The following is a 13,003-nucleotide window of genomic DNA, read 5'->3' as shown; positions in this document are numbered from 1 at the left end:
GGGGACCGATCGGTCCCGGCGCCCCTTCGGCGTCACGTCGTGTCCCGCGGGGATCAGCCCGGCCCGGTGCCGCCCGTCTCGGGGGTGCCGGTGCCGGGACCCGTGGTGCCGTTGTTCCCGCCGCTGCGGCCGTTGCCACCGCCGGTGGTGAAGCCGTTGGCCCCGTCGCCGCCGAGGGTGTCGCCGCCGAAGATCCCGCCGAGCAGGCCGTCGTCGCCACCGTTGCCGTTGCCGCCGTTGTCACCGCGGCCGTGGTGGTCGTCATCGTCGTTGCGCGGCTTCTCGGGATCCTTGATGGCGACCGTCGGCAGGCCGGGCGAGACGGTGCCGGCCAGGGCGCCGGACATCGCGTCCTTCCAGATCGGGCCCGGGGTGTCGGCGCCGTAGACCTCGGCGTGGTAGCGGCCGCCGATGGTGATGTTGGTCATCCTGCGCTTGTGGGCCGGGTCGCCGACCCAGACGGCACCCGCCATGTCCGAGGTGTAGCCCACGAACCAGGCGGCGTAGCGGAAGTCCGTCGTACCGGTCTTGCCCGCACTGTCGCGGTCGCTGAGCCCGGCCTGCTGACCGGTGCCGTCCTCGACCACGCCCTTGAGCAGGGTGTTGATCGTGGAGGCGGTCTGCTCGGACATGGCCCGCTCGCACTCGGTCTTGGGCACCGGCAGCTTCTTGCCGCTCGCGTCGGTGATCGACTCGATGGCGACCGGGGTGCAGTACTCGCCCTTGTTGGCGAAGGTCGCGTAGGCGGCGGCCATCTTCAGCGGCGACATCTCGTTGACGCCGAGGGTGAAGGAGGCGCCGAGGCCCAGCTTGGTCCCGCCGGCGCGCTTGGTGATGCCGAGGGAGTTGACCATCCGGGTCACGTCGCACAGGCCGGCGTCGGCCTCCAGGGAGACGAAGTAGGTGTTGATCGACTTCGCCAGCGCCTCCCGCATCCCGTACGGGCCGACCTCGGACTTGCTCTCGTTGGGCACCTTGTCGCTGCTGGTGTAGCGGTTGCCGTCGCAGTCGGTCACGTCCGGGTACGGCATCTCGTACGGCGAGGGGTAGGACTGCGCCGTCGACATGCCCTTCTCCAGGGCGGCCGCGGCGGTGAAGGGCTTGAACGTCGAACCCGGCTGGTAGCCCGCGCCGCCGCCCATGTTCCGGTCGACGGAGTAGTTGATCTGGGTCTGGTTCTTCTTGAAGCCGTACGGGCGGGACTGGCCCATCCCGACGATCTTGCCCGTGCCGGGCTGGACCAGGGTCACGGCGGTGGCGACGTCGTCGCTCTTGTACACGTGCTGGCTGATCGAGTCCTGGACCGCCCGCTGCGCCTTCGGGTCGAGGGTGGTGCGGACGGTGAGGCCGCCCTGGTCCCAGCGCTTGGTGCGCTCGGCCTTGGTCTTGCCGAAGGCCTTGTCGCTGAGGAAGACCTGGCGGACGTAGTCGCAGAAGAACCCGGCGCCGTTGACGGCGGTGATGCAGCCGTTCTTGGGCTGGCTGATCTTGAGGCCGAGCGGCTTCTTCTTCGCGGCGTCGGCCTCGGCCTGCGTGACGTCCTTCAGGTCGGCCATGCGCTGCAGCACCACGTCGCGGCGCTTCTTGGCCTCCTCCGGGTCGTTCACGGGGTCGTAGCGGCTCGGCGACTGGACGAGGCCGGCCAGCAGCGCGGACTCGGTGAGCGACAGGTCCTTGGCGGACTTGCTGAAGTAGCGCCGGGAGGCGGCCTCGACCCCGTAGGCCTGCTCGCCGAAGAAGGTGATGTTGAGGTAGTTCTCGAGGATCTTCTGCTTCCCCAGCTCCTGCTCGAGCTGGATGGCGTACTTCATCTCTTTGATCTTGCGACCGATGGTCTGCTGGGTGGCCTGCTGGACCTTGGTGGGGTCGTCGCCGGCCTCCTCGATGAAGACGTTCTTCACGTACTGCTGCGTCAGGGTGGACGCGCCCTCGGAGACACCGCCCTCCTGGGCGTTCTTGTTGAGCGCGCGCAGGATGCCCTTGACGTCGATCGCGCCGTGCTCGTAGAAGCGGGCGTCCTCGATGGCGACGATGGCCTGCTGCATCGGCTTGCTGATCTTGTCGAGCCCCACGACCGTGCGGTCGCGCGAGTAGACGTTCGCGATCAGGTCGCCCTTGACGTCCAGGATCCGGGTGCTCTGCGAGAGCGGCGGGCGCTTCAGCTCGCCCGGCAGGGAGTCGAAGCCGGCCGCGGTGCCCTTGGCGCTCAGTCCGAGCGCCCCCGCCGCGGGGAGCGCGATGCCGGCCAGCACGACGCCGGCGAGGACGCTGACACCCAGGAACTTGGCGGCCTGCTGAGCGGTACTGGTGCCGCCGCTGCTGGTGGGGCGCGATCGCTTGTGACCCATGGGGTGCAGCTTACGTTGCCATTCTTAAGACGTGGGCATGCTTGTTCGCCTACTCTGTAACAGACAGGCGCGAACACTGCGCACACGTCTGTCTTCCATCCTCACTCTTGTGGGTGATGAGAACTGCCCGAATTCCTGTCATATGCCAGCCATATGACCTGGATCTCAGGCCCCGGAAGTGGCGAGCTGACCGTTTTGCGGCAATTCGCCCGTTCTGCCGTCGGCTCACTCCGTCGGGTGATCTGCCGCGTACCCATAGTCCGTTCGGGCCATTCAAGATTGGGCCTGAAAGGGCTGTTGCGTCGTGCCCACCTTCCGTAACGTCCTCAACTGGCAACGGTGAATATGCCGCTTGCCGCCGTGGGGGAGCCTCGATTCGGGAGAGGACGGCGCCAGCATGAGCAGCTGGGTTACGGACTGGAGTACGCAGGCCGCGTGCCGCACGACGGATCCGGATGAACTTTTCGTCCAGGGAGCGGCCCAGAACAGGGCCAAGGCGGTGTGCACCGGCTGCCCGGTACGCACCGAGTGCCTGGCCGACGCCCTGGACAACCGTGTGGAATTCGGCGTCTGGGGCGGGATGACCGAGCGGGAGCGCAGGGCGCTGCTGCGCCGGCGTCCCACGGTCACCTCGTGGCGCAGGCTCCTGGAGACGGCGCGCACGGAGTACGAGCGCAGCACGGGTGTGCTCCCGCTCGACGACGAGGGCTACGACGGGGACTACGACGACTACGCCGCCGTCGGCTGACCCTGCGCGAGACGTTCGCCGATCGCGCGCAGGCCCTCGAGGTCGTGCACGTCGCCGGGCAGGGCCGCGACGTCCACCATGGGCACGTCCGGGTGCACCGAGACGAAACGCTCACGGGTGCGCCGCTCGCGCGCGACCAGCTGCATCCGTTCGGCGTGCAGGCGCAGCAGGCCGGCGGTGAGGCGGTCGGCGTCCAGCGGGTCCGTGGACCGGCCCGCGGCGGGGTCCTGCGCGGGCACGGAAACGGTCGGGGAGCCGGTGGGCGATTCGGGAGAGCTGGTGTCCGCACTGTCCGTACTGGGGGTCCCTTCGCCGCCGTCGGCCGTACGGAGTCCAGCTTTCCCGCCGGGCTGATCCACAATGCCGACGCTTTGAAGATTTTCTGCGGATTCGTCAAACTCCCCGGTCAGCCGGGGAGTTGACGGATATCCGGCGACGGGGTCGGCGTCGGAGGCGTCAGCGGCATCCAGGTCGGCCAGGTCGTCCAGGTCGTCCAGTGCTTCCGCCGCCGCCAGCGCCCGCTCCGCCGTGAGCTGCGCCGCCCCGCTGCCGTGCACACGGTTCAGCACCAGCCCGGCGAGCGGCATGTCCTCCGCCGCCAGCCGCTCCACGAAGTACGAGGCCTCCCGCAGCGCGTCCCGCTCCGGCGCGGCCACGACCAGGAACGCCGTCCCGTTCGCCTGGAGCAGCTTGTAGGTGGCGTCCGCACGGGAGCGGAAGCCGCCGAACATCGAGTCCATCGCCGCCACGAAGGTCTGCACGTCGCGCAGCAGGTGCGCGCCCATGACCTTGCTGAGCGTGCCGGTCATCATCGACATCCCGACGTTGAGGAACTTCACGCCGGCTCGCCCCCCGACCTTCGCGGGGGCCATCAGCAGCCGGATGAAGCGCCCGTCCAGGAAGGATCCCAGCCGCTTGGGGGCGTCCAGGAAGTCCAGCGCCGACCGGCTCGGCGGGGTGTCGACGATGATCAGGTCCCACGCGTCGAGCGCGCGCAGCTGGCCCAGCTTCTCCATGGCCATGTACTCCTGCGTGCCGGCGAAGCCCGCGGAGAGCGACTGGTAGAAGGGGTTGTCCAGGATCGCCCGGGCCCGTTCCCGGTCCGTGTGCTGGAGCACGACCTCGTCGAAGGTCCGCTTCATGTCGAGCATCATCGCGTGCAGCTCACCGCCCGCGGACTCGTCGATCCCGGCCACCTTGCGCGGGGTGTTGTCGAGTTCCGTGAGGCCCATGGACTGCGCCAGCCGACGCGCCGGGTCGATGGTCAGTACGACGGCCTTGCGGCCGCGTTCGGCGGCACGGACGCCCAGCGCCGCGGCGGTGGTGGTCTTGCCGACCCCGCCCGAGCCGCAGCAGACGACGATCCGGGTCCTCGGATCGTCGATCAGCGGGTCGATGTCCAATACCGGACTCTCCAGGCTCATGCGACCCCCAGCCCCTGCTTCCGCAGATTTTCAGCCAATCTGTACAACCCGCCGAGATCGACCCCGTCGCCCATCAGTTCCAGCTCGTACGCGGGCAGCCCCAGCGCGGCCAGTTCCTCGCGCTGGGACCGTTCCAGGGCCACGCGCTCGGCGTGCTCGTGCGCCTGCGCCAGCAGCGGGTCGACGAGCCGCTCCGCGAGGCCGCCGCGCCGCGCGCCGCCCAGCCCGGCCTGGGAGAGCGCCTTGGCGATCGCCGTGCGCTGCCCGTCGCGCGCCGAGGCCACGGCCGCGCCGTCCATCACCACCGGGCGCACCATGTTGATGACCACGGCCCCGGTCGGCAGCCCGGCCTCGCGCAGCTCGGTCACGCCGTCCACGGTCTCCTGGACCGGCATCTCCTCCAGGAGGGTGACCAGGTGCACCGCCGTCTCCGGGGACTTCATCACCCGCATCACGGCCTGCGCCTGATTGTGTATCGGGCCGAACCGGGCCAGCCCGGCGACCTCGTCGTTGACGTTGAGGAAGCGCGTGATCCGCCCGGTCGGCGGCGCGTCCAGCACCACCGCGTCGTACGACCGCCAGCCCGCCCGGTCCTTGCGGCGCACGGCCTCGCAGACCTTGCCGGTCAGCAGGACGTCGCGCAGTCCCGGCGCCACGGTGGTGGCGAAGTCGATCGCGCCCAGCTTCTTCAGGGCCCGGCCGGCCCGGCCGAGCTTGTAGAACATGTCGAGGTAGTCCAGCAGCGCCTGTTCGGCGTCGATGGCCAGGGCGTACACCTCGCCGCCGCCCGGGGCCACGGCGATCTTGCGCTCCTCGTAGGGGAGGGCCTCGGTCTCGAAGAGCTGTGCGATGCCCTGCCGTCCCTCCACCTCCGTCAGCAGTGTCCGTCGACCCTCGGCGGCGAGGGCGAGTGCCAGCGCGGCGGCGACCGTCGTCTTGCCGGTACCGCCCTTGCCCGTCACGATGTGGAGCCTCACACCTGCGAGCCTAACCAGTCGAGGGCGGGGCTACTCGGGGGCGGGGCTGTGCCAGGCATTACAGTCCCCTCATGACGAAGTGGGAATACGCGACCGTGCCGCTGCTGGTGCACGCGACGAAGCAGATCCTGGACACCTGGGGCGAGGACGGCTGGGAGCTCGTCCAGGTCGTGCCGGGCCCGAACAACCCCGAGCAGCTGGTGGCGTACTTCAAGCGGGAGAAGAACGCGTGAGCGCGGTCGAGCAGCGGCTGGCGGAACTGGGGCTGGAGCTCCCAGCGGTGGCCGCCCCGCTCGCCGCGTACGTCCCGGCCGTCCGGTCCGGTGCGTACGTCTTCACCGCGGGCCAGCTGCCGCTCGTCGAGGGCAAGCTGACCTGCACCGGCAAGGTCGGCGCCGAGGTCACCGCGGACGAGGCCAAGCAACTCGCCCGCACCTGCGCGCTCAACGCCCTGGCCGCGGTCCGCTCCGTCGTGGGTGACCTCGACCGCGTCAAGCGCGTCGTGAAGGTCGTCGGCTTCGTCGCCTCCGCCCCCGACTTCACCGGGCAGCCGGCCGTCGTCAACGGCGCGAGCGAGCTGCTCGGCGAGGTCCTCGGCGAGAAGGGCGTGCACGCCCGCAGCGCCGTCGGCGTGGCCGTCCTGCCGCTCGACGCGCCGGTCGAGGTCGAGATCCAGGTCGAGGTCGAGGACTGACGTCCCGCACCCCTCCGGCGGAGCCGTGCCCCGGCCACCGGAGGGGTACCCCGGGCCCGCCCGGCCCGGGCCCTATCGAACATCCCCGCGGAAGCGCATAGCATCCGCCACATGACCACCACGAACGGCCAGTGGTTCCCGGCGAGCTGGCCCGAGCGCATCCGCGCCCTCACCGCGGGCACCCTGGAGCCCGTCGTGCCGCGCCGTGCGGCGACCGTCCTGCTGCTGCGGGACGCCGACGGCGGCCCCGCCGTGCACATGCTGCGGCGCCGGGCCTCGATGGCCTTCGCCGCGGGCGCGTACGCCTATCCCGGTGGCGGTGTGGACCCGCGCGACGAGCGTCCGGTGGCCTGGGCGGGACCCCCGCCGCCGACCTGGGCCGCCCGGCTGGGCGAGGGCCTGGACCCCGCCGCCGCGCAGGCGATCGTGTGCGCGGCCGTGCGCGAGACCTTCGAGGAGTCAGGCGTGCTGCTGGCCGGGCCCGACGAGGAGTCCGTCGTCGCGGACACCACCGGCGAGGACTGGGAGGCCGACCGGCGCGCCCTGGTCTCGCGGGAGCTGTCCTTCGCCGACTTCCTCGCCCGCCGTTCCCTGGTGCTCCGCTCCGACCTGCTCGGCCCGTGGGCCCGCTGGATCACCCCGGAGTTCGAGGAGCGCCGGTACGACACCTGGTTCTTCGTGACCGCGCTCCCGCCCGGCCAGCGCACCCGCGACGTGTCGGGCGAGGCGGACCGCACGGTGTGGCTGCGGCCCGCCGAGGCCGTGGCCGGTTACGACCGCGGCGAGATGACCATGCTGCCGCCGACGATCGCGACGCTGCGGGAGCTGCTGCCGTACGACTCGGCGTCAGCGGCCCTGGCGGGCGCCGCGGACGGGCGCGACCTCACCCCGGTGCTGGCACGGGCCACGCTGGTGGGCGAGGAGATCGTGCTGACCTGGCCCGGCCACGAGGAGTTCACCAAGCGCATGGGAGCCGCCGAATGACCTCGGCCCTTCAGCCCGGCAAGCCCCGCGCGGAGGTCGGGGGCCGGGCGACCGCCCGCGCGGTGTGCGTGCTCGCGCCGAACCCCTCGCCGATGACGCTGGACGGCACGAACACCTGGCTCGTCTCCGAGCCGGACTCCGAGCTCGCCGTCGTCATCGACCCGGGGCCGCTCGACGAGGGCCACCTGAACAACGTGGTCTCCACCGCGCACTCCCTCGGCAAGCGGATCGCCCTCACCCTGCTCACCCACGGCCACCCCGACCACGCCGAGGGCGCGGGCCGCTTCGCCGAGCTGACGGGGACGGCGGTGCGCGCCCTCGACCCGGCGCTGCGCCTGGGCGACGAGGGCCTGTCCGCGGGCGACGTCGTCACCACCGGCGGCCTGGAGCTGCGCGTCGTGCCCACCCCCGGGCACACCGCGGACTCGCTCTCCTTCCACCTGCCCGCCGACCGGGCCGTGCTCACCGGCGACACCGTCCTCGGCCGTGGCACCACGGTCGTCGCCCACCCCGACGGGCGGCTGGGTGACTACCTGGACTCCCTGCGCCGGCTGCAGGCGCTCACGATGCACGACGGCGTCGCCACCGTCCTGCCCGGCCACGGCCCGGTCCTGGCCGACGCCCGGGGCGCGGTCGAGTTCTACCTCGCCCACCGCGCCCACCGCCTCGCCCAGGTCGAGACGGCCGTCGAGCAGGGCCTCGCGACCCCCTCCGAGGTCGTCGCGCACGTCTACGCGGACGTCGACCGCGCCCTGTGGCCGGCCGCCGAGCTGTCGGTGCGGGCGCAGCTGGACTACCTGCTGGAGCACGGGCTGATCTGACGTCCGGTGTGCCCGCCCGGCGCCCCGCGCCCCGCGGACGCCGCAGGAGACGCCGAAGGGGCGCCCACCTCCGGGTGGGCGCCCCTTCGTACGCGTACGGGCGTCAGCGCGAGCGCTTCGCCAGCCGCTCGACGTCCAGCAAGATGACCGCCCGCGCCTCCAGGCGCAGCCAGCCGCGGCCCGCGAAGTCGGCGAGGGCCTTGTTGACGGTCTCGCGGGAGGCGCCCACCAGCTGGGCGAGCTCCTCCTGCGTGAGGTCGTGGACGACGTGGATGCCCTCCTCGGACTGCACGCCGAAGCGGCGCGACAGGTCCAGCAGCGCCTTGGCGACGCGGCCCGGGACGTCGGAGAAGACCAGGTCGGACATGACGTCGTTGGTGCGGCGCAGGCGCCGGGCGACGGCGCGCAGCAGCGCGGTGGAGACCTCGGGGCGGGCGTTGAGCCACGGCTGCAGGTCGCCGTGGCCGAGGCCGAGCAGCTTGACCTCGGTCAGTGCGGTGGCGGTGGCGGTGCGCGGGCCGGGGTCGAAGAGCGACAGCTCACCGATCAGCTCGCCGGGGCCGACGACGGCGAGCATGTTCTCGCGGCCGTCGGGGGAGGTGCGGTGCAGCTTCACCTTGCCCTCGGTGACGACGTACAGCCGGTCCCCGGGTTCCCCCTCGTGGAACAGCGAGTCGCCACGCGCGAGCGTGACCTCCGTCATGGAGGCGCGCAGTTCAGCGGCCTGCTCATCGTCGAGCGCCGCGAATAGCGGTGCGCGCCGCAGAACGTCGTCCACGAGCTCTCTCCTTGTCGACATCGCTGGGTCGGTCCCCATCATGCCCGACAGCAAAACAGTGCGATCAATCACAAGTCTGTCTTATGTGCTCGTGTGATTGTGCTCCGGGGGTCCGTTTGGGGGCCGGATCACGGCTCTCCAGGGCGATTGTCGGTGGTGAGGCTTAGGCTGGCCGGGTGTCCGATACGCCAAGTGCGCAGAAGAAACGGCAGGGTGGCGGGGCCAGGAGGGCGACCGCCGCCGCGGATTCCGCTGTGAGCGAACAGCCCGCCCGGGCGACCCCCGCAGGCCGCGCGCGGGCGTCCGGCAAGCCCGAGTCGCGGCTCGCGATGGTCCGCAGGGCCCGGCGGATCAACCGCGAGCTCGCCGAGGTGTATCCGTACGCCCACCCCGAGCTCGACTTCGAGAACCCCTTCCAGTTGCTCGTCGCCACGGTGCTCTCGGCCCAGACGACCGACCTGAGGGTCAACCAGACCACCCCCGCGCTGTTCGCGAAGTACCCGACGCCGGAGGACCTTGCGGCCGCCGACCCGGAGGAGCTCGAGCAGATCCTCCGTCCCACCGGCTTCTTCCGCGCCAAGGCGCGGGCGCTGCTCGGCCTGTCGGCGGCGCTCCGTGACACCTTCGGCGGCGAGGTGCCCGGCCGGCTGGAGGACCTGGTCACGCTGCCCGGCGTGGGCCGCAAGACGGCCAACGTGGTGCTCGGCAACGCCTTCGGCGTCCCCGGCCTCACCGTGGACACCCACTTCCAGCGGCTGGTCCACCGTTTCGGCTGGACCGGCGCGAAGGAGCCGGAGAAGATCGAGCAGGACATCATGGCGATCTTCCCGAAGAGCGAGTGGACGATGCTCTCGCACCGTCTGATCTTCCACGGCCGCCGGATGTGCCACGCCCGCCGCCCCGCCTGCGGCGTCTGCCCGATCGCGCCGCTGTGCCCGTCGTACGGCGAGGGCGAGACGGATCCGGAGAAGGCGAAGAAGCTGCTGAAGTACGAGATGGGCGGTGGCCCGGGGCAGCGGCTCAAGCCGCCGCCGGGATTCCCGGGCACGGCGGCGCCGCCGCTGGAGGTGGAGTGACGCAGGCACGACCCGACATCGAGGACGTCACGGTCGACCGCGAGGGGCTGCCGTCCTGGCTCGGCCCGGTGGTCCGCGCGGTCGACGGCGTACGGCCCGAGCAGCTCAGCCGCTTCCTGCCGCCGCCGAGCGGCGGCCGTCCCTCCGCGGTCCTCATCCTCCTCGGCGCGGGGGCCGAGGGGCCCGAGCTGCTCCTGATGGAGCGGGCGGCCTCCCTGCGCTCGCACGCGGGGCAGCCCTCCTTCCCGGGCGGCGCGCTCGACCCGGAGGACGGCGACCCGGAGGGCGAGGGGCCGCTGCGGGCGGCGCTGCGCGAGGCCTGGGAGGAGACCGGCCTCGACCCGTCGGGGGTGCAGGTCTTCGGGGTGCTCCCGCGGCTCTACATCCCGGTGAGCGATTTCGTCGTGACGCCGGTCCTCGGCTGGTGGCGTACGCCGTCCCCGGTGGGAGCGGTCGACCTGGCCGAGACCGCACGGGTGTTCACCGTCCCCGTGGCGGATCTCACCGATCCCGCCAACCGGGCCATGGTGACGCATCCCAGCGGCTTCCAGGGGCCCGCGTTCCTGGTGCAGGACGCCCTGGTGTGGGGTTTCACCGCGGGCCTGATCGACCGGATCCTCCACCACGCGGGCTGGGAACGACCCTGGGATCGTGCAAAGACGGTCCCGCTGGGTTGATCCTCCATGAGACGGTGTCCCGGTGAATGTGCTGGACATCGTGCTGCTGCTGGCCGCCGTGTGGTTCGCGATCGTGGGCTACCGCCAGGGATTCATCGTCGGCGTGATGTCGGTGGTCGGATTCCTCGGCGGTGGTCTCGTCGCGGTCTACGTGCTGCCCGCGATCTGGAACGCGGTCACCGACAACGCGCAGCCCGGCACGGTGGCGGTCGTCGCGGCGGTGGTCCTGATCATCGTGTGCGCGTCGGTGGGCCAGGCCTTCACCACGCACCTCGGCAACAAGGTCCGTACGCACGTCAGCTGGTCACCGGCGCGGGCGATCGACGCCATCGGCGGCGCCCTGGTGAACGTCCTGGCGATGCTGCTGGTCGCCTGGCTCATCGGCTCCGCGCTCGCCACCACGACCACGCTGCCCAGCCTCGGCCGCGAGGTCCGCTCCTCCCGGGTGCTGCTGGGGGTGGCGCAGGTCGTGCCGCGCGAGGCCGACAACTGGTTCGCCGACTTCAGTTCGGTGCTCGCGCAGAACGGACTGCCGCAGGTCTTCTCGCCGTTCGGCAACGAGCCGATCACCGCCGTCCCCGCTCCCGACCCGGCGCTCGCCGACAGCGCGGTCGTCGGCCGCGCGCGGCGCAGCATCGTCAAGGTCGTCGGCACCGCACCGAGCTGCGGCAAGGTGCTGGAGGGCACCGGCTTCGTCTTCGCGCCCCACCGGGTGATGACCAACGCCCACGTCGTCGGCGGCGTCGACAACCCGACCGTGCAGATCGGCGGCGAGGGCCGGGTGTACGACGGCAAGGTCGTGCTCTACGACTGGCAGCGCGACATCGCCGTGATCGACGTACCGTCCCTGGACGCGCCCGCGTTGTCCTTCAGCACCACCGACGCCGGGTCACGGGACGACGCCATCGTCGCCGGCTTCCCGGAGAACGGCGGCTTCGACGTGCGTGCCGCCCGGGTACGCGGCCGCATCCCCGCCTCGGGCCCGGACATCTACCACCAGGGCACCGTCGAGCGCGACGTCTACTCGCTGTACACGCTCGTCCGCCAGGGCAACTCCGGCGGACCGCTGCTCACCCCCGAGGGGCGGGTCTACGGCGTGGTGTTCGCCAAGTCCCTCGACGACGCGGACACCGGCTACGCCCTGACGGCCGACGAGGTCCAGCCGGACGTCCAGGCCGGGCGTACGGCGAACCGGCAGGTCGACACCCAGGGGTGCGCCCTGTAGGGCCTCCGGGGGGAGCGGGCCGGTCGGCGAGGGGCCGGGCGGTCAGTCGCTGCGGGTATGCCTCAGCCGGGCGCCCACCCAGCGGGCGCGGCGCCTGAGGATGTGGGGAATGCCGAGGCGGGAGCCTCCGGACCGATGGTCCGGGGCCTGCGTCCCGGTGGTGACCCGCGCTCCGTTGGCGCGGCGGTCGCGTGACACGTCACGGTAGTCGTGCGTCCAGCCCATACCGAGCTGTCTGCCCGGGGTCCATGGTCGGTAACCGCCTGGCGCTCCATCAGTTGGCCTATGCGCCCGGCATTTGGCCGATCGTCATACTGGATTAACGGTCCGGTTCCGGGTCCTTGAGCCAGTTGACCAGCTCGGCCGAGAACACCGCCGGATCCTCCTCGTGGGGGAAGTGCCCCAGCCCCTCGAAGAGCCGCCAGCGGTACGGCGCCTCCACGTACTCCCCGCTGCCCGCGGCGTGCCGGGACCGCATCGCCGGGTCGAGCGAGCCGTGCAGGTGCAGCGTGGGCACGCGCACCGGACGCTTCATGCGGCGGTTGAACTGGAAGCCGTCCACCCGGGCCAGCGAGCGCACCATCCAGCGGTACGGCTCGATCGAGCAGTGCGCCGTCGACGGGATGAGCATCGCCCGGCGGTAGGCGTCGACCGTCCCGTCCTCCGGCAGCCGGGGCCCCGACCAGTCCCGCAGCAGCCGTCCCACCAGCGCCGCGTCGTCCGCGACCAGCTGCCGCTCCGGGACGAACGGGCGCTGGAACCCCCACACGTAGCCGCCGGCCGCGCTGTGCCGCAGGTCCGTCAGCATCGCCGAGCGCCAGCGCCGCGGGTGCGGCATGGAGCACACCGCGAGCCGCCGGACGAGCTTGGGCCGCATCGCGGCCGCCGTCCAGGCCAGGTATCCGCCGAGGTCGTGCCCGACCAGCGCGGCGTCCGGCTCGCCGAGCGAGCGGATCACGCCGGTGACGTCGAGCGCCAGGTTCGCGGGGTCGTAGCCGCGCGGTGTGCGGTCGCTGCCGCCCACCCCGCGCAGGTCCATCGCGACCGCGCGGAAGCCCGCGTCGGCCAGCGCGGTCAGCTGGTGCCGCCAGGTCCACCAGAACTGCGGGAAGCCGTGCAGCAGCAGCACCAGGGGGCCGTCGCCGAGCTCGGCGATGTGGAAGCGGGCACCGTTCGCGGCGACGTCCCGGTGGGTCCAGGGCCCGTCGATGCGCACCACCGGGGAACTATCAGCGACCGTCATGCCCCGAG

Annotated in this window: 14 protein-coding genes; 8 read left to right on the top strand and 6 right to left on the bottom strand. The window is 71.8% G+C overall.

The annotated features are described in order from the left end of the window. Nucleotides 1-53: 53 nt before the first annotated feature. Nucleotides 54-2,348 (bottom strand): transglycosylase domain-containing protein, encoded by a 2,295-nt coding sequence (locus ACFV3E_RS40225; protein WP_500540519.1) that lies wholly within the window; start codon nt 2,346-2,348, stop codon nt 54-56. Nucleotides 2,349-2,745: 397 nt separating this feature from the next. Here ACFV3E_RS40225 and ACFV3E_RS40220 point away from each other — a divergent pair, with 397 nt between their 5' ends. Further along, on the top strand, nt 2,746-3,096 hold the full coding sequence (locus ACFV3E_RS40220) for a WhiB family transcriptional regulator (RefSeq protein ID WP_499604943.1): 351 nt from the start codon (nt 2,746-2,748) through the stop codon (nt 3,094-3,096). Here the strand turns inward: ACFV3E_RS40220 and bagB are convergent. Together bagB and bagA are read right to left on the bottom strand one after the other, a co-directional pair. After that, nucleotides 3,078-4,520, bottom strand: coding sequence for an ATPase BagB (gene bagB, locus ACFV3E_RS40215; protein ID WP_500540517.1), 1,443 nt, complete (start codon nt 4,518-4,520; stop codon nt 3,078-3,080). The genes ACFV3E_RS40220 and bagB overlap by 19 nt on opposite strands. Further along, nucleotides 4,517-5,497 carry an ATPase BagA gene (gene bagA, locus ACFV3E_RS40210; RefSeq protein ID WP_500540515.1) on the bottom strand — a complete coding sequence of 327 codons (981 nt, stop codon included), beginning with the start codon at nt 5,495-5,497 and terminating at the stop codon, nt 4,517-4,519. Before bagA ends, bagB begins: the two co-directional genes overlap by 4 nt. A gap of 71 nt (nt 5,498-5,568) precedes the next feature. On the opposite strand from bagA, the gene sp36 reads away from it, so the two are divergent. From sp36 to ACFV3E_RS40190, 4 genes are all read left to right on the top strand, one after another. Continuing rightward, the gene (gene sp36, locus ACFV3E_RS40205; RefSeq protein WP_450400653.1) at nt 5,569-5,730 is read left to right on the top strand and encodes a Sp36 family protein; all 162 of its coding nucleotides are present in this window, start codon (nt 5,569-5,571) and stop codon (nt 5,728-5,730) included. Continuing rightward, the gene (locus ACFV3E_RS40200) at nt 5,727-6,191 is read left to right on the top strand and encodes a RidA family protein (protein WP_500367733.1); all 465 of its coding nucleotides are present in this window, start codon (nt 5,727-5,729) and stop codon (nt 6,189-6,191) included. Before sp36 ends, ACFV3E_RS40200 begins: the two co-directional genes overlap by 4 nt. Nucleotides 6,192-6,302: 111 nt before the next feature. Continuing rightward, nucleotides 6,303-7,175, top strand: coding sequence for an NUDIX hydrolase (locus tag ACFV3E_RS40195; RefSeq protein ID WP_500540513.1), 873 nt, complete (start codon nt 6,303-6,305; stop codon nt 7,173-7,175). After that, nucleotides 7,172-7,996 carry an MBL fold metallo-hydrolase gene (locus tag ACFV3E_RS40190; RefSeq protein ID WP_500367729.1) on the top strand — a complete coding sequence of 275 codons (825 nt, stop codon included), beginning with the start codon at nt 7,172-7,174 and terminating at the stop codon, nt 7,994-7,996. The genes ACFV3E_RS40195 and ACFV3E_RS40190 overlap by 4 nt, the downstream gene beginning before the upstream one ends. 103 nt (nt 7,997-8,099) lie before the next feature. Here ACFV3E_RS40190 and ACFV3E_RS40185 read toward each other — a convergent pair whose 3' ends face one another. Then, a complete protein-coding gene (locus ACFV3E_RS40185; RefSeq protein ID WP_431950174.1) occupies nt 8,100-8,774 on the bottom strand; it encodes a Crp/Fnr family transcriptional regulator in 675 nt (224 codons plus the stop codon). A gap of 254 nt (nt 8,775-9,028) precedes the next feature. On the opposite strand from ACFV3E_RS40185, the gene nth reads away from it, so the two are divergent. The 3 genes from nth to ACFV3E_RS40170 are packed head-to-tail and all read left to right on the top strand — an operon-like array spanning nt 9,029 to nt 11,752. Continuing rightward, entirely contained in the window at nt 9,029-9,850 is an 822-nt protein-coding gene (gene nth / locus ACFV3E_RS40180; RefSeq protein WP_500540511.1) for an endonuclease III, read from the top strand. Further along, nucleotides 9,847-10,527: an NUDIX hydrolase gene (locus ACFV3E_RS40175; RefSeq protein ID WP_500540509.1), complete on the top strand. Its 681-nt coding sequence runs from the start codon at nt 9,847-9,849 to the stop codon at nt 10,525-10,527. Before nth ends, ACFV3E_RS40175 begins: the two co-directional genes overlap by 4 nt. A 22-nt stretch (nt 10,528-10,549) precedes the next feature. Further along, the gene (locus ACFV3E_RS40170) at nt 10,550-11,752 is read left to right on the top strand and encodes a MarP family serine protease (protein WP_500540507.1); all 1,203 of its coding nucleotides are present in this window, start codon (nt 10,550-10,552) and stop codon (nt 11,750-11,752) included. Between the two features lie 42 nt (nt 11,753-11,794). On the opposite strand, the gene ACFV3E_RS40165 is transcribed toward ACFV3E_RS40170, so the two are convergent. Both ACFV3E_RS40165 and ACFV3E_RS40160 read right to left on the bottom strand, forming a co-directional pair. Then, nucleotides 11,795-11,977, bottom strand: a complete 183-nt coding sequence (locus ACFV3E_RS40165) for a hypothetical protein (RefSeq protein WP_499513058.1) — start codon at nt 11,975-11,977, stop codon at nt 11,795-11,797. A gap of 94 nt (nt 11,978-12,071) precedes the next feature. Next, nucleotides 12,072-12,995, bottom strand: a complete 924-nt coding sequence (locus ACFV3E_RS40160; protein WP_499513059.1) for an alpha/beta fold hydrolase — start codon at nt 12,993-12,995, stop codon at nt 12,072-12,074. Nucleotides 12,996-13,003: the final 8 nt, after the last annotated feature.

Origin of the sequence: Streptomyces sp. NPDC059718 (assembly GCF_042733315.1) — a bacterium.
In the GTDB taxonomy this organism is placed as follows: domain Bacteria; phylum Actinomycetota; class Actinomycetes; order Streptomycetales; family Streptomycetaceae; genus Actinacidiphila.
Note: the sequence above shows the minus strand (reverse complement) of the source record. Positions and strands in the feature narration are given on the sequence as shown.